The organism is Kitasatospora sp. NPDC051170 (genome assembly GCF_044455705.1).
GTDB lineage: Bacteria > Actinomycetota > Actinomycetes > Streptomycetales > Streptomycetaceae > Kitasatospora.
The window spans coordinates 170708-192179 of record NZ_JBITFA010000002.1 but is presented as its reverse complement, the minus strand read 5'-3'; the positions used below and the strand labels follow the sequence as shown (position 1 = coordinate 192179).

17 protein-coding genes are annotated in these 21472 nt (G+C 74.2%); 1 reads left to right on the top strand and 16 read right to left on the bottom strand.

Going from position 1 to position 21472, the window contains the following annotated elements; all coding sequences use genetic code 11:
• Positions 1-306: 306 nt before the first annotated feature.
• Entirely contained in the window at positions 307-1143 is an 837-nt protein-coding gene (locus ACIBCA_RS04625; RefSeq protein ID WP_396281353.1) for an alpha/beta fold hydrolase, read from the top strand.
• A gap of 210 nt (positions 1144-1353) precedes the next feature.
• Here the strand turns inward: ACIBCA_RS04625 and ACIBCA_RS04620 are convergent, their stop codons facing one another.
• The 16 genes from ACIBCA_RS04620 to ACIBCA_RS04545 all read right to left on the bottom strand — a co-directional run bounded on the left by ACIBCA_RS04620 (position 1354) and on the right by ACIBCA_RS04545 (position 21472).
• Positions 1354-1941, bottom strand: coding sequence for a hypothetical protein (locus ACIBCA_RS04620; RefSeq protein ID WP_396281352.1), 588 nt, complete (start codon positions 1939-1941; stop codon positions 1354-1356).
• Positions 1934-2656: a 4'-phosphopantetheinyl transferase family protein gene (locus ACIBCA_RS04615; protein WP_396281351.1), complete on the bottom strand. Its 723-nt coding sequence runs from the start codon at positions 2654-2656 to the stop codon at positions 1934-1936. The genes ACIBCA_RS04620 and ACIBCA_RS04615 overlap by 8 nt, the downstream gene beginning before the upstream one ends.
• Positions 2653-3702, bottom strand: a complete 1050-nt coding sequence (locus ACIBCA_RS04610) for a C45 family autoproteolytic acyltransferase/hydolase (protein ID WP_396281350.1) — start codon at positions 3700-3702, stop codon at positions 2653-2655. Before ACIBCA_RS04610 ends, ACIBCA_RS04615 begins: the two co-directional genes overlap by 4 nt.
• Positions 3699-4313, bottom strand: a complete 615-nt coding sequence (locus ACIBCA_RS04605) for a GNAT family N-acetyltransferase (protein WP_396281349.1) — start codon at positions 4311-4313, stop codon at positions 3699-3701. Before ACIBCA_RS04605 ends, ACIBCA_RS04610 begins: the two co-directional genes overlap by 4 nt.
• 2 nt (positions 4314-4315) lie before the next feature.
• Entirely contained in the window at positions 4316-4579 is a 264-nt protein-coding gene (locus ACIBCA_RS04600) for a phosphopantetheine-binding protein (RefSeq protein WP_396281348.1), read from the bottom strand.
• Positions 4569-6083 carry an AMP-binding protein gene (locus ACIBCA_RS04595; protein ID WP_396281347.1) on the bottom strand — a complete coding sequence of 505 codons (1515 nt, stop codon included), beginning with the start codon at positions 6081-6083 and terminating at the stop codon, positions 4569-4571. The genes ACIBCA_RS04600 and ACIBCA_RS04595 overlap by 11 nt, the downstream gene beginning before the upstream one ends.
• A complete protein-coding gene (locus tag ACIBCA_RS04590; RefSeq protein ID WP_396281346.1) occupies positions 6080-9415 on the bottom strand; it encodes an amino acid adenylation domain-containing protein in 3336 nt (1111 codons plus the stop codon). The genes ACIBCA_RS04595 and ACIBCA_RS04590 overlap by 4 nt, the downstream gene beginning before the upstream one ends.
• Positions 9412-11697, bottom strand: a complete 2286-nt coding sequence (locus tag ACIBCA_RS04585; protein ID WP_396281345.1) for a class I tRNA ligase family protein — start codon at positions 11695-11697, stop codon at positions 9412-9414. The genes ACIBCA_RS04590 and ACIBCA_RS04585 overlap by 4 nt, the downstream gene beginning before the upstream one ends.
• Positions 11694-12722, bottom strand: coding sequence for an NAD(P)/FAD-dependent oxidoreductase (locus tag ACIBCA_RS04580; protein ID WP_396281344.1), 1029 nt, complete (start codon positions 12720-12722; stop codon positions 11694-11696). Before ACIBCA_RS04580 ends, ACIBCA_RS04585 begins: the two co-directional genes overlap by 4 nt.
• A 6-nt stretch (positions 12723-12728) precedes the next feature.
• Positions 12729-14045: a lysine N(6)-hydroxylase/L-ornithine N(5)-oxygenase family protein gene (locus tag ACIBCA_RS04575; RefSeq protein ID WP_396281343.1), complete on the bottom strand. Its 1317-nt coding sequence runs from the start codon at positions 14043-14045 to the stop codon at positions 12729-12731.
• A gap of 134 nt (positions 14046-14179) precedes the next feature.
• Positions 14180-15466, bottom strand: a complete 1287-nt coding sequence (locus ACIBCA_RS04570; RefSeq protein WP_396281342.1) for an MFS transporter — start codon at positions 15464-15466, stop codon at positions 14180-14182.
• Positions 15456-16772, bottom strand: a complete 1317-nt coding sequence (locus ACIBCA_RS04565) for an ATP-grasp domain-containing protein (protein WP_396281341.1) — start codon at positions 16770-16772, stop codon at positions 15456-15458. Before ACIBCA_RS04565 ends, ACIBCA_RS04570 begins: the two co-directional genes overlap by 11 nt.
• Positions 16769-17968 carry a saccharopine dehydrogenase family protein gene (locus tag ACIBCA_RS04560; protein ID WP_396281340.1) on the bottom strand — a complete coding sequence of 400 codons (1200 nt, stop codon included), beginning with the start codon at positions 17966-17968 and terminating at the stop codon, positions 16769-16771. Before ACIBCA_RS04560 ends, ACIBCA_RS04565 begins: the two co-directional genes overlap by 4 nt.
• Positions 17961-19019, bottom strand: coding sequence for a saccharopine dehydrogenase (locus ACIBCA_RS04555; RefSeq protein WP_396281339.1), 1059 nt, complete (start codon positions 19017-19019; stop codon positions 17961-17963). The genes ACIBCA_RS04560 and ACIBCA_RS04555 overlap by 8 nt, the downstream gene beginning before the upstream one ends.
• A 103-nt stretch (positions 19020-19122) precedes the next feature.
• Positions 19123-20256, bottom strand: a complete 1134-nt coding sequence (locus ACIBCA_RS04550; protein ID WP_396281338.1) for a cytochrome P450 — start codon at positions 20254-20256, stop codon at positions 19123-19125.
• Between the two features lie 25 nt (positions 20257-20281).
• Positions 20282-21472: an acyl-CoA dehydrogenase family protein gene (locus ACIBCA_RS04545; RefSeq protein ID WP_396281337.1), complete on the bottom strand. Its 1191-nt coding sequence runs from the start codon at positions 21470-21472 to the stop codon at positions 20282-20284.

The window sequence follows — 21472 nt, the reverse complement described above, 5'->3', positions numbered from 1 at the left end:
GGGGGGGGGGGGGGGGGGGGGGGGGGCCGGCCCCCCGCCCGCCCCCCCCCCCGCGGGGGGCCCCCCCCCCCCGCCGGGGGGGGGGCGGGGGGGCCCGGGGGGCGGGGGCCCCCCACGCCGGTTCGGCATGTCCTGACGGCGCACCGCCTTCGGCCGGTCCGCGCACCCCATGCCCGAGCCCGTCCACAGCGCTCTCGGACGACAGGGTGTGCTCTCAGAGGCAACCCGCCGCCGACGGCCGCTCGTAGCGTGGGACTCGTCAACGGCGCACACACGCTGTCGCTGTCCGAGAGATAGGAACATCCCATGCCGTTCATCACCGTCGGCCAGGAGAACACCACCTCCATCGACCTCTACTACGAGGACCACGGCACCGGCCGGCCGGTCGTCCTCATCCACGGCTTCCCGCTGGACGGGCACTCCTGGGAGCGGCAGAGCGCCGCGCTGCTCGACGCCGGCTACCGCGTCATCACCTACGACCGCCGCGGCTTCGGCCAGTCCTCGCAGCCGACCACCGGCTACGACTACGACACCTTCGCCGCGGACCTGAACACCGTGATGGAGACCCTGGACGTCCAGGACGCCGTGCTGGTCGGCTTCTCCATGGGCACCGGCGAGGTCGCCCGCTACGTCTCGACGTACGGCTCCGCCCGCGTCGCCAAGGTCGCCTTCCTGGCCTCCCTGGAGCCGTACCTGCTCAAGACCGAGGACAACCCGGAGGGCGCCGCCCCGAAGGAGTTCTTCGACGGCGTCGTCGCCGCGGTGAAGGCCGACCGGTACGCCTTCTACACCGACTTCTTCAACGACTTCTACAACCTGGACGAGAACCTCGGCACCCGGATCAGCGAGGAGGCCGTCCGCAACAGCTGGAACACCGCCGCCGGCGGCGGGTTCTTCGCCGCCGCCGCCGCGCCGTCGACCTGGTACACGGACTTCCGCGGCGACATCCCGCGCATCGACGTCCCCGCCCTGATCCTGCACGGCACCGGTGACCGCACCCTGCCGGTCGAGAGCACCGCCCGCGTCTTCCACAAGGCGCTGCCGGCCGCCGACTACGTCGAGATCGAGGGCGCCCCGCACGGCCTGATCTGGACTCACGCCGAGGAGGTCAACGCCGCGCTGCTGGCCTTCCTCGCCAAGTGACGCGGGCGGCCGCGCGCCCCGCCAGATCCGCCGCTGGCTCCGCCGGGAGAGCTTCACGCTCGTCCCCCAGGGTTCGGAAGCGGACCTGATCGACTGGACCACCGAGCTCGACGGCCTGGCCGGCTGACCCAGAACCTCGAGCGGCCGGGCACACCGGTGAGGGGGCGCGGGCCGTCGGGACGGCCTCGCGCCCCCTCACCGAGGGCCGGGCTAACCGGGTACTCCGGCCCGGGCGACCAGCAGGGACCACTGCGCGAGCAGGACGGCCAGTTCCTCGCGCCCGGCCCCGCCCGGCGAGCTGACCGCCAGCCGCGGGCCGGGCCGGACGGTGAACTGCACCGGGCCGAGCGCGGGGTTGACCCAGGACTGGAGGAGCCACCCGTCGGGGAGCACCGGCTCCGGGTGCAGGGCGAAGGAGTAGCGGCTGCGGTCCTGCTCCGGGCGGGACCGGAGGAGTTCCTGCCAGGCGGCCAGGGCGAGCCCGGCCGCGTCCCCGGCCGCGAGCCCCGCCGCGGCCGGGAACGGCCCGGTCACGGTGACCGCCCGCGCCCCGGCCGTGGGCACCTCGGCCGATACGGGCACCGCACCGGCGCCGTCACCGGGAAAGCGCAGCGCCCGCTCCACCTCCCCCGCCGCTCCCGGGCCGGCCGGGCAGGCGACCCACGCCTGGGGCCCGTCCCAGGCGTCCCGGACGGCGACGGTGAACCGCGGGTCGCCGGCCACCGGGGCCAGGCGCTCGCGCATCCGCTGCACCGTCAGCAGGGGGGCCACCACGTGCAGCACCGCCGACTCAGTCATCTCCCTCACTCCCCTCCGGCGGCCACCGCCGCAGCCAGATCCGGCCCAGCTGGCCCCGTGTCACGAAGGAGGCCATCAGCCGGGCGTCCGTGGTCGCCGGCGCCTCCAGCAGCGCCGTGCTCGCCGCCCACGGCTCGCCCCCGGTACGGGCGATCCCCAGCAGGGCGGCGCCCCCGCGCGCCGGGAAGGAGAGGGTCACGTCCCTCACCCCCTCGGCCAGCCCCCGGCCGGTGGCCTTCACGGCCGCCTCCAGCAGGGTCCAGGCGGAGAAGAAGAACTCCGGTCCGGCCCCGTCGGCCTGCGGGGGCAGGGCCGGGTAGAGCGAGCCGAGCACCTGGGTGGCGGACGGGATGAGCCGGATCCGCTCCAGGTCCACGCCCAGCGCCCCTTGCTCCGAGATGCCGAGCAGCAGCAGGTCCTCCGAGCGCGACCAGCTGACCTTCAGCTCCGGATGGTCCGGCAGGTAGGGCTTGCCGCCCCTGGTCCGCGCCAGCCGTACCGCTCCCGGGGCCTCCCCCAGCCGTACGGCCAGCAGCCGCCTGACGGCCAGCCGGGACCGGAGGAAGAGCCGGGCGTCCTCACCGTTCAGGTAGCCGGCCGCCCGGTCGCGCTCCTCCTCGGTCAGGTCCACCGCGTAGTGCGCCGGCGCCAGGGGCTCGGCGTCGGCCGACAGGTCGGCCAGCCATGCCTCCACCCCGGCGCCCGGGGGCGTCACGTCGGACGCAGGCCGAAGACCTGCGTGACCGATCGGGAGGGGTCGCCGGGCCGCAGGTGCAGTTCCCCGCGCCCGGGCAGCAGCACCACGGCGGCGACCGTGCGCTCCAGCCGGATGTCACCCTCGTCGGGCACGCAGATCGGCGCCCTGGTCAGCACGGCGAAGTGGTCTTCCGGCCCCGCCGCCGGGTCGAGCTCGGCGAGCCCGGCCCGCGCCTCCTTGAGACGGCGCACCGAGGAGTTGCGGGCGAACACGTTCAGCTCGTCGCCGCGCGCCAGGTCCGGGTCCAGGAAGTGGTTGGTGTGCGCGGTCTCGTGCCCCTCCGACACCCGCAGTTCGTCGCCCAGGACCTCGACGCAGACGGCCCGCTCCCGGTCGCACAGGGTCAGCGAGCGGGAGCTGGCCAGCCGCATCCCGCGCAGCAGCTCCAGCGCCTCCGTCACACTGCCGGCCGTGTCGAGCAGATGACGGATCGCCAGGTACGGGGGCAGCCCGGGCCGCCAGTCGCCGCCGAGCACCAGGTTGAGCCCGATCGCCAGGCCGTCGCTGTTCAGCCCGAGGTATCCGAGCAGTCCGGCGAAGGAGAGCACCAGCGAGCGCCGGGCGGACCCTGCGGGCGCCACGTCCAGCACGCTGATCGCGTCGTCCAGATTGCCGTTCAGGTCCACGGTCTGGGCCAGCACCGGGTGTCCGGTGTACGGGCCGCCGGCCCGTGCGTAGGTGGTGCAGTCGCCGGCCGTCGGGATCTTCTGGTAGCCCATGATCTCCCGCCGCAGCTGGAGCAGCCATGCCTCGGCGGTGCTCAGCCCGGCCCCGGCGGCCAGGCCCTCGACCTCGGTGGCGAGGGCCGGGGCTGCGGCCGCGACCGCCGCCCGGTAGGCGTCGATCCGCGGCCGCAGCCCGTCCAGGGTCAGCGGGGTGGCCGTCAGGTGGTTGAGCCGGGCCAGCCCGTCGTCCAGGAAGGCGCGCAACTCGCCGGCCAGCGCCCGCCCGTGCTGCTCCCCCCGCTCGAACGCGGTGCCCGTCAGCAGCAGTCGCCCGGTCATGCCCCCTCCTGTCGGACCACCCGCGGGCCGCGGGCCAGCTGCTCGCGCACCTCGGGCCATTCGTCGCGCAGCACGCTGTAGAAGACGGCGTTGCGCCGCGTGCCGTCCGGCATCGGGTTGAAGCTGCGCAGCGTGCCCTCCTCGCGGGCGCCGACGTTCAGGAGCCCGCGCCGGGCCTGCTTGTTCCGCTCGTCGGTCTTGAACTCCACCCGCAGGGCGCCCAGGTCCTCGAAGGCGTGCTGCAGCAGCAGGTACTTGGCCCAGCGGTTGACCCCCCGGCCCTGGAAGTCCAGGCCCAGCCAGGACCAGCCGATCTCCAGCCGCCCGTCCGCCTCGGCCATGTTGCCGAAGCTCATCGACCCGGCCGTCCGGCCGGTCCGCCTGTCGGTGATCACGAACACCGCCCGGCGGCCGGCCAGGTGGTCGGCCAGGGTGGCGTCGAAGAACGCCTCGTAGTCCTCCGGGGTGTCGATGCGGGTGACGAAGTACCGCCAGATGTCCGGCGCCAGCGCGATCGCGCGCAGCCCGTCCCGGTCCTCGGCGGTCAGCGGGCTCAGCCGCACGAACTCGTTCTCCAGCACCACCGGTGCGTCAACGGCCCAGGTTCCCATGGTCACACCGCCTCGACGGTCGACGGGGTGACGGCTTCGACGACCTCGCGCAGCGTGGTCATCCGGGCCAGGTCGCGCTCGGTGAAGCGGGACAGCTCGGTGCCGGTCTCGTCGCACAGCGAGGTGAGGAAGAGCACCTTGTTGAGGGAGGTCAGGCTGTAGCGGCCGGCCAGGTCGGCGTCCGGGTCGATCTCCTCCGGCTCGACCGGGATGGTCAGCACCAGCACCAGGTTCTCCCGGGCCGCGGTCTCGGTCTCAGCGTGCATGGATACCCTCCTGAGGGTTGGCGAGGTCAGTTGCGTAGGTGGCCCGGATCTGCGGGCGGCGGGGCTTGAACTGCGAGGTGAGCAGGCCGTTCTCGACGGTGAACGGCTCGCGGGCGACGATCGCCCGGGCGATCCGCTCGTCCTTGCCGAGCGCCGCGTTGGCGTCGGCGAGCGCGTCGGCGATGGCGGCCTCGTCGGGCGGGTAGTGCGCGGGGCGGACCACGGCGACCAGCTCGGTCTGCCGCGGGCAGAACAGCACCGCCTCGGTGATGGCGGGGCCCGAGGTCAGCCGCTCCTCGATCGGCCGGACCACGATCTTCTTGCCGTTCTCCAGCACGATCACGTCGTCCGCGCGGCCGAGGATGTAGAGGTAGCCGTCCTGGTCGATCAGTCCGAGGTCGCCGGTGCGGACGATGCCGCCGGGCCGGAAGACCTTCTCGCTGTCCCCGGGGGCGGCGTAGGCGTAGTGGTCGTTGACGGGGTGGACGCTGCGCACGCTGATCACGCCGTCGGCGTCCAGCAGCACCTCCTTGCCGGGCACCACCCGGCCCACGCTGCCCTCGCGGGAGGCGCCGGGGTGGTTCTTGGCGACGATGCAGGTCTCGTTGAGGCCGTAGCCCTCGAAGATCGGCAGTCCGGCCTCGTTGAAGAAGCGCAGCGTCGCGGGGGCCGCCGGGGCGGAGCCGGTCCACAGGTAGCGGATCCGGTCGCCGAAGAGCTGCGCGGCCTGCTCGCCGACCGGCTTCCCCGAGCGGGCCGCCCGGGCCTCGATGTGCCGCCGGGCGGTCTCGAAGAAGGCCGGCACGCCCATCACCACGGTCGGCCGGGACCGCCGCATGGTGGCGAAGGCGGCCTCGTAGGTGGAGACGGTCACGTCGTGGCCGTGCCGCAGCGCGGAGTAGATCCAGTACCGCTGCTGGAGCAGCGACAGCGGCAGGAAGACGAACAGGTCGTCGCCCTCCCGGTGGTGGAACATGTCCTGGACGGCGCGCAGCGAGCCGTCGATCGAGGCGGCCGTGGCGCCCAGGCCCTTGGGCTCGCCGGTGCTGCCGGAGGTGAACTTGACGGTGGTCACCCGGTGGGGCTCCCAGACCACCGGTTCGGGTGCCGGGTGGGCCTTCTCGATCAGCCGGTCCACCTCGGCCAGCGGAAGTACGTCGGCGGCCTCGGGTCCCGCGGCCTCGGCCGGGCGGTCGGTGAACAGCAGCCGCAGGCCGTACCGGCTGATCAGCCGCCGGTCGGGCTCGAACTTGCCGGGCTCGAAGCCGGCCGTCTCGGCGCCCAGCCAGAGCGCCGCCAGGTCCAGCAGCACCCACTGCGGGCTGTTGGCCGCCAGGATCCCGATCCGGTCGCCCGGACCGATCCCCAGCTCGGCCAGTGCGCCCGCCAACAGCCCGGCCCGGCGGTGCAGTTCGGCCAGTTCCAGGGTCTCGGTGCCGTCCAGCCTGGCGAACGAGATCCGCCCGCCGGCCGGCGCGTTCGCCGTGATCCGGTTGACGATCACCGCTGCGCCTCCTTCGCCGCCATGGCCGCGTCCACGTGCGCGGCCATCAGCCGCACCGTCTCCATCGCCGCCAGCTGGTTGAGCTGGACGCCCACGCCGAAGCGCTTGCGCACCGCGGTGAGGATCCGCGCGGCACTGATCGAGTCGCCGCCCAGCGCGTAGAGGTTGTCGTGCGGCCCGACCGCCGGCTTGTTCAGGATCCGCGCCCAGATGCCGGTCAGTTCGGTCTCCGTCGGCCCGGCCTCGCCGTCCTCGGCCACCGGCGCGGCCGCCTGCCCGGCCGGTTCGGCCACCGGCGCCCGGCGGATCAGCTCGCCCCGGTCCACCTTGCCGTTACGGGTCAGGGGCAGCTCCTCGTGCCAGACCACGGCGGCGGGGACCATGTACTCGGGCAGCGCCCCCCGCAACTCCTCCCGGATCGTGGGGACGTCGGGCCGGTCGGCACCGGCGGGCACCAGGTGGGCCACCAGCCGGTCACCGCGGCTCCCCTCCTGGCGGACCACCACGGCCTGCCGCACCGCCGGCAGCGCGGCCAGCCTGGTCTCCACCTCGCCGGCCTCGATGCGGTAGCCGTTGACCTTGATCTGGAAGTCGCTGCGGCCCAGGATCTGGATCTCGCCGCTGGGCAGGTAGCGGCCCAGGTCGCCGGTGCGGTAGATCCGCTCGCCGAGGCGCTCGTCCTGGCCGAACTTCTCGGCGGTGCGCTCCTCGTCGCGCCAGTAGCCCTTGGCCACCCCGGTGCCGGCGGCGCAGATCTCACCGGTCACCCAGTCCGGCGCGTCCTGGCCGTCCGGGTCCAGCACGTAGGCGCGGTTGTTGGCGTTCGGACGGCCGTAGGGGATGGACTCGGAGCCGTCCTCCCACTCCTCCACCGGGTGCAGGATGTTCCAGATCGTGGTCTCGGTCGGTCCGCCGAGCGAGACCACCTCCAGGCCCGGCACCAGCCGGCGCAGCGCGGCCGGCAGCGCCGGCGGCAGCCGGTCCCCGCTCATCATCACCAGCCGCAGGGCCGGGGGCGCCGTGCCCTCGGCCAGGGCCTGGTCGTGCATCAGGCCGACGATGGCGGGCACCGAGTTCCACACCGTCACCCCGCCCAGCTCGCACATCCGCAGCCAGTGCGCGGGGTCGACCGCCCGGTCGGCGTCCGGCATCACCAGCGCGGCGCCCGCGGTCAGCGCGCCGAACACGTCCCAGACCGACAGGTCGAAGTTGAAGGCGCTGATCGCGAAGAACCGGTCGTCCTGGCGGATGCCGAACCGGGTGTAGCAGTCGGCCACCACGTTGGCCACGTTGCGGTGGGTGACCATCACGCCCTTGGGCGCGCCGGTGGTGCCGGAGGTGTAGAGCACGTAGGCCAGGTCGTCCGGGTGGGCACCGGCCGGCGGTTCGAACGGCTCCGGCGCACCCGTCGGCGCCGGGTCGGTGGCGTCCAGCCGCAGGACGGCGCGGCCGTCCGGGTCGACCCCGTCGACGTCGGTCAGCACGCAGCGGACCTCGCCGTCGGCCAGCATGTACCGGCGGCGCTCCTCGGGCAGGGCCGCGTCCACCGGCAGGTAGGCGGCCCCGGCGAGCACCGTGGCCAGGATGCCGATGATCTGCTCCGGCCCGCGCCGCATCACCAGGCCCACCAGCTCGTTGCGCCCGACCCCGTGCGAGCGCAGCCAGGCGGCGGTCCTCGCCGCACGGCGGTGCAGTTCGCCGTAGCTCATCCGGAGCCCGGAGGTGATCAGGGCGGGGCTGTCCGGGCACTCGGTCGCCCGCCGGACGAAGGCGTCCTGGAGCTGCACCCCGGGCAGCTCCACGGCGGTGTCGTTGGCCTCCCACCGGCGCCGCAGCTGGTCGCCGGGGAGCAGGGAGAACCCGGTACGGGCCCAGCTCCGCTCCTCCAGCAGCTGCTCCAGCAGGGACTGGTAGCCCTGGGTCAGGGCCTCCAGCAGGTCGGCGGGGAAGAGCTCGTCCAGCCCGTCGAGCTGGATCACCAGGCCCCCGTGCTGCTCCATCGCGAAGGCGTTCAGCCAGATCTGCGGGGTCTGGCTGACGCTGAACACCTCCGGGCCGAACAGCTCGAACGCCGAGCCGTCCACCTCCTCCGTGTAGCCGATCGCGCTGTTGAACGTGAACGGCATCCGCGCCTCGGCGGTGCCGCGCCGCCGGCCCAGCTCGCGCAGCACCTCGATGCCGGACTGGTGCCGGTGGTCCAGGTCGGTGCGCAGCCGCCGCTGGAGCGCCTGGGCCCGGGCCGCGAACGGCTTGCTCCGGTCGACCTCGATCTCCACCAGCAGGGTGTCGGAGAACTGGCCGACGGCCTCGGCGATCCGGTGGTGCACCGGCGGGCGGTTGGCCACCGTGGTGGTCACGGTGAACCGCTCGCCGGCGCCCCAGCGGGAGAGCACCTCGCCGTAGGCGGCCAGCAGCGCGCCGGACGGGGTGAGCCCCGCCGCCGCGGCCCGCTGCTTGAAGGCGGTCCACTGCGCGGCGTTCAGCCGTACCTGGCGCTGGACGAACCGCGGCCGGGTGATCGCGGCCGGGCTCGCCGCCACCGGCAGGTCGGGGTGGGCCGCCAGCTGGTCCAGCCGGCCCGACCAGTAGGTCCGGGAGCGGGCCGCGGGCGCCTTGACGGCCGCCGCCGCCAGCGCCGACACGTAGTCCTCCAGCGGGAGTTCGGCGCCCTCGGCGGCCGACTCGCCCTGGTACGTCCGCCACCACTCGCGGAAGAACAGGAAGGAGCTGATCCCGTCCATCACCAGGCCGTCGTGGCTGACGTGCAGCACCATCTCCCGGTCGGAGAGCTCGGTCACCTCCACCGCCAGCAGCGGCGCGCGGTCGGCGGGCAGCACCCGGTGCGAGCGCTCCTCGCGCAGCGCGGCCCTGGTCCGCAGCCGCTGGTCGGGGCTCTGCCCGCGCAGGTCGAGCCGCTCGATCACCACCGGGGCGACCTCGGCCTCCACCACCTGGCGGCCGTCCTCGGTGAACCGGGCCCGCAGCGCGTCGTGCCGGCCGATCACCGCGTTCAGCGCCGCCTCCAGCCGGCGGACGTCCCAGTGCCCCTCGATCTCGTGGTAGACGTGGCTGGCGGTGGAGATCTCGAACACGCCGCCGCGGCCCAGCAGGTAGGCGTGCTGCAGCGGGGTGAGCGGGAAGCTGCCGCTCTCGTGCGGGGTGGCCGCGCTCAGGTGCCGGATCAGCTCGGCCTTCAACCGCTTGATACGGCCGACGAGTTCCGGGTCCATCCGGTCGCGCATGCCCTGGAGGCGCAGGTCCCCGGCGGTCACCGAGACGGACAGGCCGCGCTCCTCGATGTCCTGGACCAGTTCGACGAGTTCGACGTTCATGCCGCCACCTCCACGACCGCCGCGACCGCCACGACCTCCGCGCCCGCCCGCTCGCCGATCAGTGCGGCCAGCGCGGTCAGGTCGTGCTCGCCGAGCAGCTCGTCCACCAGCACGTCCACGTCCAGCTCGGTGAGCAGCTGGTACTGCAGCTGGACGGCCTGCAGCGAGCTGATGCCCAGGTCGATCAACGTGGCGTCGGCGGACGGCCGTTCGGCCAGCTGGAGCGCCTCGGCGACCAGGTCGGTGAGCAGGCCCAGGTGCTCGGGCTGTTCGGCGGCCGAGGCGGTGGAAACGGCCGGCGCGGAGAAGAACACCGCGTCCGCCAGGGCGACTTCGGTGCCCGGCGCCAGCAGCTCGACCGAGGTCGGCCACTGGGCCGGCTCCGGCAGGCCCAGCGCGGCCGACAGCCGGGCGGCGAAGCGCGGCATCACCGGCGCCGCGACCCGGGCCAGCAGCTTCGCGGCCGCCAGCTCCAGCGCCACCGCCGTCCGGGCCTCGGCCCGCCAACGGGGGTCGTCCGCCGTCAGGCTCTCCAGCTCCGCGAACCGGACGGCGTCGCGCACGATGCCGTCCAGTTCGGCGGCGGCCTGATTGAGCGAGAACCCGGCCCGGCCGAGCGCCCCGGTCACCGCGGTCAGCCGGGCGTCGAGCCGGGCCAGGAACGCGGTCTGCTCCGGGGTCCAGTTGCCGGCGTCCGGCGCCTCGCCCTCGTACCCCTTGCGGACCCGGGCGCCCAGGTCGGTCAGCCAGTGCTCCCAGGTGCCGACCAGGGTCTCGGACAGCACCCGCCGGTACTCCTCGCGGCGGAAGTCGGTGCGCCGGCCCTCGGGCCGGTTCAGGCTGAGGAAGAACCGCACCGAGTCGACGGTCTCGGCGCCGAGGATCTCCTTGCCCCAGATCGCGTGCCGCCGGCTGGTGGAGAACTTGGCGCCCTCCAGCAGGAAGAACTCGTTGACGTGGTAGTCGATGTCGGGCGTCCAGTCGGGGAACGCCGCCCGGTACAGCGCCGGGTAGAGCACGCCGTGGTAGAAGCTGTTGTCGTAGCCGAAGAAGTGGACGATCTTCCAGTCCGCGCCGGGCTCGGCGGCCCGCCAGTCCTGGTCCAGCCGGCGGCCGAGCGCCTGGATGCCGTGCAGGAAGCCGTAGGACATCTCCGGCCAGACCCAGATCACCTGGTCGGCGCCGGCCTCCTCGGCCGGGCGCACGCCCCAGTCGGCGATGTGGCTGACCGGGACGTCCAGCTCCGGGCGGGCGAACACCCGCCGGGCGAGGTCGCGCAGCCGGACCGGGACGCGGCCCAGCCGGTGGTGCTCCGCGATCTCCTCCTCGAACTCGTGCAGCGGCAGCGAGAAGCGGGTCGCGGTGCCGGCCCGCGGCGCCGTCTGCGAGCGGGCCGAGCGCGGCTCGACCAGGTCGGCCACCAGGTTGGGCTCGCCGCACTCCTCGCAGATGTTGCCGCTGGTCCCGGCGGCGCAGGTCGGGCAGGTGCCCTTGACGTCCACCTCGTAGAGGTAGGCGCCGCTCTCACCGTCGAACAGGGCCGGCGCGGCCTTCGGGGCGACGGCGCCGGAGTCGACCAGCCGGGTGAAGAACTCCCGCAGCCCGTCCGGGTACTCGGCGTCCGCGTTGGTCACCGTGTACTGGTCCAGCGGGATGTCCATCAGCTCCAGGGTGGCCGCGATCTCCGCGCTGAAGTGCGCGGCGGTCTCGGCCGGGGTGTTCCCGTCGCGCTCGGCCGCGCCGACCACGTAGCTCTGGAAGTCGTCGCTGCCGGTCAGGTGCCAGGCGCGGGCGCCGTTCATCCGCTGGAACCGGACGAACGCGTCGGCCCCCAGGTACGGGCCGGACAGGTGGCCCAGGTGGAGGTCCCCGTTCGGGGTGGGCGGAGTGGAGAAGACGAAGACCGGCCGGTCCCCGAAACCGGTGCCCGCGGGGGCGGTGGCCGCCCGGGCCGCGCGCTCGGCGTCGCGCCAGTACTGGGTGACGAACACCAGGTCCTCGGCGCCGGTGTTGTGCAGCACGTGCGTCTCGAAGGGCTCGAACAGGGCCACCGTGCCCGGCACCGCCGGGTGGCGCTCCCCCTCGACCTCGAACTCGCCGCGGCCGGACACGATCACGAAGAACTCGGTCTCGTCGTGCCGGTGCAGCTCGGAGGTGACGCCCGGGGCCACCCGGCCCCAGCCGGCGCCCGATCCCTGGCTGCCCCCGATCCCCTCGATGCTGCTCATGTCGATGCCGAAGGCATCGTGCAGCACGCCCTCGTCGTAGCTGCTCAGTATCATGCGTGACTCCTGGAAGGACTGGTCAGGAACGGAATGTCGATCAGATCGGCGGCCTGCGCGGCGATCGCGGGGGCCAGCCGGTAGCCGGAGCCGTTGGCGGCGCCGGCGAAGACCACCCGCGGGTCGGCGGGCAGCGGGCGGACGATCGGCTCGCCGGTGCCGCTGTAGGCGTCGCAGAAGACCCGCCCGGAGGCGCAGTGCTCCGCGTACTCGGGGGCCACGGCGCGCAGCACCGCCAGCGCGTCGCCGAGGTCCTGGTCGGACAGGCCCTCGCCCAGCGCGTCGGGGTCCACGCCCCACTCCTGGCAGGTGTAGCTGAACAGCCAGTGCCCGCGGTCGTGGAGCGGGAGCAGGAAGGCGTCCTCCGCCTGGAAGACGACCACCCGGTCGGTCGCCGCGGGCACCAGGTCGATGTGCAGGGCGACCACCTTCTTCACCCGCACCCCCAGCGGGGCGACCAGCTCGCGCCAGGCCGGGGCCGCGATCCACGGCCCGGGCGCCAGCACGACCTGGCCGGCCGCCAGTTCACCGCCGCTGCTCAGCGCCAGGGTGATCCGCTCGGGGCCGAGCCCGATCGCGGTGACCCCGGTGCCCTCGTGCACCATCGCGCCGGCGCGCAGCTCGCCGGCGAGCCGGCCGGTCAGACCCGCCACGTCCGCGTACTGGCCGCCCTCGACGTGCCAGACGCCCGCGGTGGCCGGGGTCGGCCGGGCACTGGCCAGGTAGCTCCGGAGCACCGTCTGCTCCGCGCCGACCACGTCCATGCCGACCTGGTGGATCGGCAGTTCCGGTCGGCGCGAGGCGAGTTCGGCGTAGTACTGCTCGCTGTAGGCGGCCATGCCGCGCACCCGGCCGGTCGCGCCTCGCGGGAAGTGCAGGCCGGCCGAGCGGCGGCTGGCGCCGGAGCCGACCGAGTCCCGGTCCAGCACCGCCACCGTCCGCTCAGGGCGCCGGGCGAGCAGTTCGCGCGCGGTCAGGCAGCCGATGATGCCGCCGCCCACGACCGCGATGTCCACCTCGTCCATCGCCGCTCACACCCCCCAGCCGGCGTCGGCCCCGACCTTGGCGGACCAGTCGATGAAGGACTCCAGGGGCTCGTTGCTGCGCAGCCCGCGGATCCGGTCGACGATCCGGCGGCTGCGCCAGGCGTTCAGGCTGAGGTTGGGGTCGGCCAGGCCGCGCTGCTGCTTGGCCGCGTTCTGCACGAAGATGTTCCGGTCGGCCGGGCCATCCCAGCGGACCGCGTAGTCCTGGTCGATCCGCAGCTCCTCGCCCTCGCGCTCCAGGCGGTCGGCGATCGGGGCCAGGAAGTCGGTGGCGGCCGGGCGGAAACCGGTGGCCCAGACGATCACGTCGGCGTCGAACCGCTCGGTGCCCTGGCGCTGGTCGTTGTGGCGCACCTCGACCGTCCAGCCGCCGCCCTCGGCCGCCCGCACCGTCTCCATGGCGCGGTTGGGGGCCAGCGCCACCAGGTCCTCGGCGCCCTCGATGAACCGGTGGACGTAGATCCGCTGGTAGATCTCGCGCAGGGTGGCCTCCGAGACCCCGTCGCTGGTCAGGATGTGCTCGGCGTTGAACCGCTCCCGGGCCGCCGGCGCCAGCCGGTAGAAGTACTCGGCGTGGCCCGGCATGTAGAAGTCGTTGGTGAAGGGCGAGTCGTCGATCGGGAAGTAGTTGCGCCGGCGGGAGATCCAGGAGACCCGGCGCGGCAGCTCGTCGCCCGAGCGCGAGATGAGATCCAGGAACGCCTCGGCGCCGGACTGGCCGCCGCCGATCACCGCGATCCGCTTGCCGCCCAGGTGCTGGGCCCGGGCCAGGAACTCGCTGACGTGGAACTGGGTCGGGCCGATCAGCCCGGCGGCCTGCGGCGGCACCCACGGGCGGTTGCCCACCCCGAGCACCAGGTTGTCCGCGGTCACCCGGCGCCGGTCGGTGTCCACCACGAACCGCGCGCCGTCGAAGTCGACCGCCCGGACCTCCTCGCCGAACCGCACGTTCGGGTTGCGGCGGCTGGCCCAGTCCAGGTAGTTGCGGAATTCCTGCCGGGGCACGTCGTTGAACTGGGCGTTGAGGAAGTGGTAGATCCGGCCGTGCTCGTGCAGGTAGGCGAGGAAGGAGAACGGGTTGGTCGGGTCGGTCAGGCTGACCAGGTCCTTGTAGAGCGAGACCTGGAGGGTGGAGCCGGGCATCTGCTGCCCGTCGTGCCAGCCGAACTTCTCCTTGCGGTCGAGGAAGAGGTTGCTCACCTCGGGCTCGCTGTGCAGCAGCGAGGCCAGGCTCAGGTTGGCGGGGCCGGCGCCGACGCCCAGGCAGGTGTAGTGGGCCTCGGCGGGGTGGGTGTGGGTCATGTTGCGGGCCTCTCTTTGTTCTCGGTTCTCGGTTCTCGGACGAGGAAGGACGAGGAAGGACGAGGAGGGTGGAGAAGCGGGCACAGCGCACTGCCCGCCCAACGGGGCGTCGGGGAAGTGGAATCGGGGGAGGTTCAGTCCGCGCGGGGCGCGGGCCGTACGGCGGCCAGGCCCAGGACGGTGGCCGCCAGCGAACCGAGCGCCAGCAGCGGCCAGACCGCCACGCCGGCCTGGATGAACAGCCAGCCGCCCAGCATCGGGCCGAGCGCGCTGCCCAGGCCGAACACGAACTGGAAGCTGCCGATGTAGCGGCCCTTCAGGTGCTCCGGGCCGGCGGTTCCGGGGTAGGCGAACACCGTGGGGCCGCCGATGATCTCGCCGATCGACCAGACCAGGGTGCCCAGGACGATCGCGGCCGCTCCGATCGGCAGTGCGTAGCAGGCCACTCCGGCGCCGACCAGGGCGAATCCCAGGCCGATGGTGATCCGCGCCGGCCAGGACTGGGCGAGCCGGGTGACCAGCAGCTCGAAGGCGATCACGATGAAGCCGTTGAGCGAGACCGCGACCGTGTACCAGACGACGGGCAGCTGCCGGTCCTGGACGAACAGCGGCAGGGTGGACAGGTACTGGACGTAGACCACGGCGTGGCAGAAGGCGGCGGCCAGGTACCGCAGGTAGCGGCGGTCGCGCAGCACGGCCCGGTAACCGCCGGCCTGCGGCGCCGCGGTGGTCCCCTTGTCCGTGGCGGCACTGCGGCGGGTGGCGGCGGGCAGCGTGGCCAGCGCGACGGCCGCGTAGGCCAGCGCGATCAGCGCCTCGCCCCAGAAGAGCAGGACGTACCGGTCGTCGCCCGCGTGGTAGAGCCAGAAGCCGACCAGCGGGGCCGCGGTGGCGCCCAGGTTCAGGCCGAAGCGGTACATCGCGAAGACCATCACCTGCCGCTCGTCCGACGTGAGTTCGGCGAGCAGGGTGGCCGAGGCGGGCCGGAAGACCTGCGCGCTGAGGCCGGCCAGGGCGACGGCCGCCATCAGCAGGCCGTACCCGGGCAGGTAGAGCAGGGCGGCGGTGAGCACGGCGGTCGCGCTCATGCTGGCCACGGTGGCGTTGCGTACGCCCAGCCGGTCCGCGAGCCAGCCGCCGACCAGCACGCCGAGCACGGCGCCGCCACCGTACACACCCAGCGCCAGCACGGTCTCCGGCTTGGAGTAGCCCCTCGATCCGAGGAAGAGCACCAGGAAGACGTTGAGGAAGCCGCTGAGCCGGTTGACCAGCACGCCGGCCAGCACGGTCTTCACCGCGAGCGGCGCCTCCCGGAAGGTGGCCCAGACGGTCACCTCGGCCGCCGGCGCCGCCACCTCCTTCGCCTGCGCCACCTCCTGCGTCTGGTCAACCGGTACCGAGGCGGCGGTGTCAGTCGACATCGCGCACCTCGATCGTCACCGCCGCGCGCACCCGCTGCTCCAGCGCGTCCAGCTCCTCGGGCGACGGGGCGTCGATCAGGAAGCAGACCGCGCGGTCCTCGGAGCTCTCCAGCGGGCCGAGCCGGCTGCCGCGCTCCTTGAGCACCAGCACCGCGCGCAGCTCCCCCGGCCCGTCGGCGCCGCCGACCGGCGGGTCCGGCCAGACCCCGGACTCGCCCAGCCAGACCGGCCGGACGCCGGGCCAGTCCACCCGGACGCCGTCCAGGATCCCCTCCCGGTGCTCCAGGTAGACCTGCCGGGTCCAGCGGCGCGGCTCGGGGTAGCCGGCCAGCTCGCCCAGCGCCAGCCGGACGATCTCCGGTTCCAGCGGCTCCCCGGTGGCCAGCCGGTAGAGGGCCAGCAGGCCGTCGCCCGGGGTGCGGGCGGCCACCTCCATCAGCACCGGGCGGCCGGCGGCGTCCACCCGCCACTCGGCGTGGGCGATCCCGCTGCCGAAGTCGAGCGCGGCCAGCATGGTGGCGTTGGCCTCCAGCAGCGCCCGGTCCACCGGCTCCGGCGCGCTCGGCACCGAGTGGGACAGTTCGACGAAGGTGGCCGCGTGCGACTCGGTGGTGGCCTTGCGGGTGACGGAGGCGAAGATCACCTTGCCCTCCTGGACCAGGCTCTCCACCGAGTACTCCTGGCCGACCACCTTCTGCTCCACCAGCAGCGTCTCGTGCTCCGGGTAGTCGGCCAGCAGCGCGGCCAGCGTCTGCGCGTCGCCGACCGTCACCACGCCCGAACTGGAGTGCCGGGCAGCGGGCTTGAGCACCACCGGATACGTGACCGAGGCCGGGTCGAAGGCGGCCCGCTCGGCCGCCGGCACCACCGCGCCGGCCGGTGCGAACTCCGGCAGGTACCAGCGCTGCAAGGGCTTGGAGCGGCAGACCCGGGTGGCCCGCAGGCCCGGGCCGGGCAGACCCAGGGCGTCGGCCAGCAGCCCGGTGGGCTCCACCAGGGTCTCGCCCACGGCGTAGGCGCCGACGATGCGGTAGCGCGCCCGCCAGTCGGCGGCCCGGGCCAGCACGCCCGCGGTGAACGAGCCATCCTGGTTCAACTCGCCGTCCACGAAGGCGATCTCGTCGATCAGCGCGGCCGGCCCGGTCGGGTCGGCCTGGGCGGCGAGCGCGCGCTCGCGCCAGGCGCGCGGGGTGATCAGCAGGATCTTCAGCCCGCGGGCCGCCAGCTCCTCCAGGTAGCGCGGATTGCGGCAGACCACCCAGAAGGCCCCGGTCAGGACGAAGGCCTGTGGTCGTCTCTCGGTCACAGCAGTGCTCCTCGGGTCGTGGTTTCGGTGGTGCGCAGCTCGGTGGTGCGCAGCTCGGTGGTGATGCCGCGCGCGGCCAGGAAGTCCAGCCACTGCTCGGCCTCCCGGGCGCTCTCGGCGGCCCGGTGCAGGCCCGGGGCCAGCGCGCCGTCGAGGATCCGGGTGATGCCGTACGCCAGCGGCAGCGAGACCAGCAGGGCCATGGCGCTCTCCCGCTCGTCTCCGCGCAGGTCGAGCAGGCAGCTGCCCGACCAGGCGCCGTCGGCCCAGCTCAGGTCCAGCGCCACGGCGAGGACCACGCGGTCGCGGTCCGTCTCGCGCATCGGGTGGCGTTCGGCCAACTCGCCCGCGAGGGCCGCGATCCGCCCGTCGTCGCCGGACTCCACGGTGGCGAAGACCTCGGACCAGGCGGCCCGCCAGCCGGCCGGGCGCAGCGTGCCGCGGACGAAGGAGCGCTTGCGCCAGTGCGGCGGGAAGCCGTACTGCTCGGCGAAGGGCAGGCTGTCGCGGTTGGGGTACACCTCGAACCGCTCGCCGGCCAGCGGGTGCTCGGTGGTCTCCTGCCAGGGGCGCGGCGCGGTGCGCACCCGCCAGTCGTGCAGGTAACGGGCGGGCGAGCGCAGCGCGTTGAGCACGCCGAGCGGGGCCCAGCTGAAGCGGTAGCGGAACTCGTTGAGCTCGGCGGGCAGTCCGCCGCAGTAAGAGGTGAAGTCGGCGGTGCTGACGGCCTCTCCGGCGGCGGCGCGGCCGAGTTCGACCAGACGGTGAGCCATCAGGTGGTCGATGCCCGGGTCCAGGCCCGCCTCGGTGAGCACCACGGTCCGCCCGGCCGTGGCGGCCAGTTCGGCCAGCTCCGGCGAGACGTAGCTGGAGCAGGCGAAGTGGGCGCCGTGCGCCAGCGCGAGACGCAGCAGCTCGGGGTGGTGGGCGGCCGGGAGCATCGAGACCAGCACGTCGCCGGGGGTCAGCTCGGCGGCCAAAGCTGCCGCGTCGAAGGCGCGGGCCCCGGCCCGGCCGGCCAGGCCCCGGTCCGCGAGGCACCGTTCGGCCTTGGCCGCCGTCCGGCCCCAGAGCACGACGCGGGCGCCGTGCTCCAGCAGCAGTTCCAGGCCGCTGCGGCCGGTGGAGAGCCCGGTGCCGATCCAGTGCACCGTGCGTACGGGTGTGGACGGGTCGGCTATGGACGGCTCAGACATGGACGGCCTCCAGTTCGTGGCTGCGGCAGGCCGCCCGGAAGTCGGCCCGGCAGTGCCGCCAGGGCGCGGCCGGGTCGGCCAGGGTGCGCAGTTGGGCGACCAGTTCGGCGGAGAAGGCCCGGCTGGCCTCGGCCGGCAGCAGCGAGGGCAGGTTGTCGATGGCGATCAGGTCGAGCGGCGGGTCCTGGTGCAGGCGGCGCACCGGCTCGGACCAGTCGGTGACGGTGCGGTAGACCGGCAGCACGTTGAGGTCGGAGGTGACGTCGCAGGTGACGTCGACCGCCAGGCTCAGCCGCCGGTCGGCGACCGGGAGGTCGGCGGGGCGCAGGAACGGCGGGATCGGGCGGGTCGTCAGCACGGTGTTGACCAGGAGGTCGTGGTGGAGCAGCGCGGCGCGGTCCAGATCGCGGGTCTCCGCCTGGTCCCAGCAGGTGGCGGCCAGCCCGGCCGTCTCCAGCGCGTCCACCGCGCCGCGCCCGCAGCGGCCGAGCGCGCCGATCACCAGCGCGTCCGGGGCGCCGTCGCACCTCGAGTCCCGCAGCCGCCGGTCCAGTTCGGTCCTGGCCATCGGGCGCAGCGGCGCGGTGAGCCGGCCGCGGGCCTGGAGCACGCCGAGCGCCGCGCCGACGTAGCCGGCCCAGTAGCCGAAGGCGGCCAGCCGGCGCCCGGTGTCGTCCACCAGGTACTCCAGGTCGAGCAGTTCGCCGCCGCCTCGGGCGAACCTGGCGAGCAGCTCACGAGCGCCCTGCTGGCCCTTGTAGGCGTGCCCGAAGAAGATGTGACGATGGATCAGTTCCTCGGGCCGGTCGGGGAGTTCCTTGAGCCCGAGGACGTACGCCGGTTCGGGGGCCCCGATCCAGGAGCCGGCCTCGGCCCCCTGGCAGCCGACGGCCAGGTACTCGTCCAGCGGGTAGACCCGCTGTGGGGACTCCTCCACGGTCAGGTGGAATCCCAGCTCCACCAGTCGGCGTGCGTCCTGGGGCACCAGCGGAGCCCGGCGCTCGGTGGCGCGGACCTCGTGCCGGATCCACAGCCGCGGCTGCTCTGCCATCGGTCTCGTCCTTCCTGGAGGTGGTCGTGCGGGGGTAGGGCGGTGGCGTTCGAAGATCGAAGTCGTACGGCCGACGTCGTGCGGCCGACGTCGTACGGGCCGCTCAGAGCAGCGGGATGCGCGCGTTCGCCAGGGCCCGGTAGCGCGGCCGGACGGGCAGCGCGTCCGCGTCGAAGCCGTGGGCCAGCAGCTCGTCCAGGACACCGGCGGTGACGGCCACCGCGAGGTCGGCGCCCGGGCAGCGGTGCGGGCCCGCGCCGAAGGTGAAGCAGCGGGGCGCGGGGCGCCCGGGGTCGAAGGCGTGCGGGTCGGGGTTGGCGGCGGGGTCACGGTTGGCGGCGGCGAGCACCACCAGCACGGCCTGTCCGGGCTGCACGGTCGCCGCGCCGAACCGCCAGGGCTCGGCCGCGAACCGGCGGGTGTTCTGGATCGGCGCGTCGTGCCGGGCCACCTCGCGGGCCAGCGCGGCCAGGTCGCCGGGCGGCTGCTCGCGCAGCGCCAGCAGCGCGTTGCCGATCAGACCGGCCGTCGCGTCGTAGGTCTGCGAGAGGAAGCCCACGGCGTTGGCCAGCAGCGGCGCCGTCCGCGGCCAGTCCCGCCGACCGGCCGCCCGGACCAGCGCGGCCAGCAGGCCGGTCGGCTCGGTCGGCCCGGCACCGGTCAGGCCGGGACCGAGCAGCTCCCGCAGCCGCGCCGCGGCCTCGGCGGCCGCCCGCTGCTGCTCCGCCGTGGCACCGGCGGGGATGCACTGCACGAAGTCCCCCACCAGCCGCGCCGCCTCCGGCTCCAGCCCGGCGTCCAGGCCGCACAGGGCGGCCACCACGCGGGCCGGCACCTGGAACATCAGCTCCTCTACGACGGGACCGCCGGCCCGCTCCAGGCTCTGCCTGGTCCGCTCGGCGGCCAGCTTGCCCGCCTCGGCCGGCTCGGCCTCGCCGAGCGCGTCCAGTACCACCTGCTTGAGGCGCTGCTGGTCCGGGCCGTCGGTCATCCGGACCAGGTCGCCGAAGACCTCGCCGGCGGCGGTGCCGAGCAGCCCGGTCGGCACCGGCTCGGCCGGCGGGCGGACCCGCAGTTCGGCGGCCGACAGCGCGGCGGTGACGGAGGCGGCGTCGGCGGCCACCCAGGCCTGCAGCTGCTCGTCCCAGCCGAACGGGCGTTCCTCGGTCAGCCGCGCGTAGTACGGGTACGGGTCGGGGTGCCGGACGGCCTCGACCGGGTTCGTCGGGGTCTGCATGGCAGTCGCGCTCCTTGACAGGGGGTCAGCGGGCCCGGCGCGCGTCCAGCGCACCGGCGATGGTCAGCTGTTGAACCTCGGAGGCGCCCTCGTAGACACGCAGCGCCCTGATCTGGCGGTACAGGCGCTCGGGCAGGCTGTCGGCGACCAGCCCGGCCGCGCCGTGCAGCTGCACGCACCGGTCGACGATCCGCTGGGCCGCCTCGGTGGCCTGGAGCTTGGCGATGCTGGAATGCTTGCCGAACCCCCGGTGGCCCTGGTCGATCTCCCAGGCGGCCCGACCGACCAGCAGCGCGGAGGCGTTCAGCTCGACCTCCATGGCGGCCAGGTCGAATTTGACCGTGGGCAGGTCGAACAGCACCCCGCCGTAGATGGCGCGCTGCCGGGCCCGGGCCTGGGCCGCGTCGGCGGCCCGGCGGGCGAAGCCGAGCGCGGCCGCGCCCACCGTCATCCGGGCCCGCTCCAGCAGGTCCATCGCCACCACGAAGCCGCGCCCGGGCCGCCCGAGCACCGCGTCGGCGGGCACCCGGCAGTCCTCGAACACCAGGTGGGCGAAGGGGCGGGGCGCGATCGCGTCGATCGGTTCGCGCACCCGCAGGCCCGGGGTGTCACCGGGGACCAGGAAGGCGGTCAGCCCCAGCGGCCCCGGTCCCTCCCCCGTCCGGGCGATCACGCAGAGCACGTCCGCCAGCGTGCCGTTGGCGATCCACGCCTTGCCGCCGTTGAGGACGTACTCCTCGCCGTCCCGTTCGGCGGTCAGCGCCACTGCGGCGACGTCCGAGCCGGCCTGCTCCTCGGAGATCGCGAAGGCGCCGACCAGGGTGCCGGCCGCCAGGCCCGGCAGGTAGCGCCGCCGCTGCTCGGGGCTGCCGTGCCGCAGGATCGGGGTGGCCGAGAGCACCTGGATCGCGAAGGCGAAGTCGGCCAGGTCCTCGGCGTAGGCGAGCGCCTCGCGGGCCAGGCAGATGGAGCGGTGGTCGCCGTCCGTGCCGGGCTCCCCGTCGTCCAGGAAGGCCAGCCAGCCGGCCTCGCCGAGCGCGGCCAGCGCCCGGCGCACGGCCTTGTCGGGGCCGTCGGTGCGCAGTTCGGTCCAGAGCGGGGCGCGCTCCTCGCACCACAGGGCCAGTCGCCGGGCGCGGTCGCGGTGCTCGTCGGTGTAGAAGGGCAGCCGGAGGATCTCCGGGTCGAAGGCCGTGGGGGTGATGGCGGGGGTCAT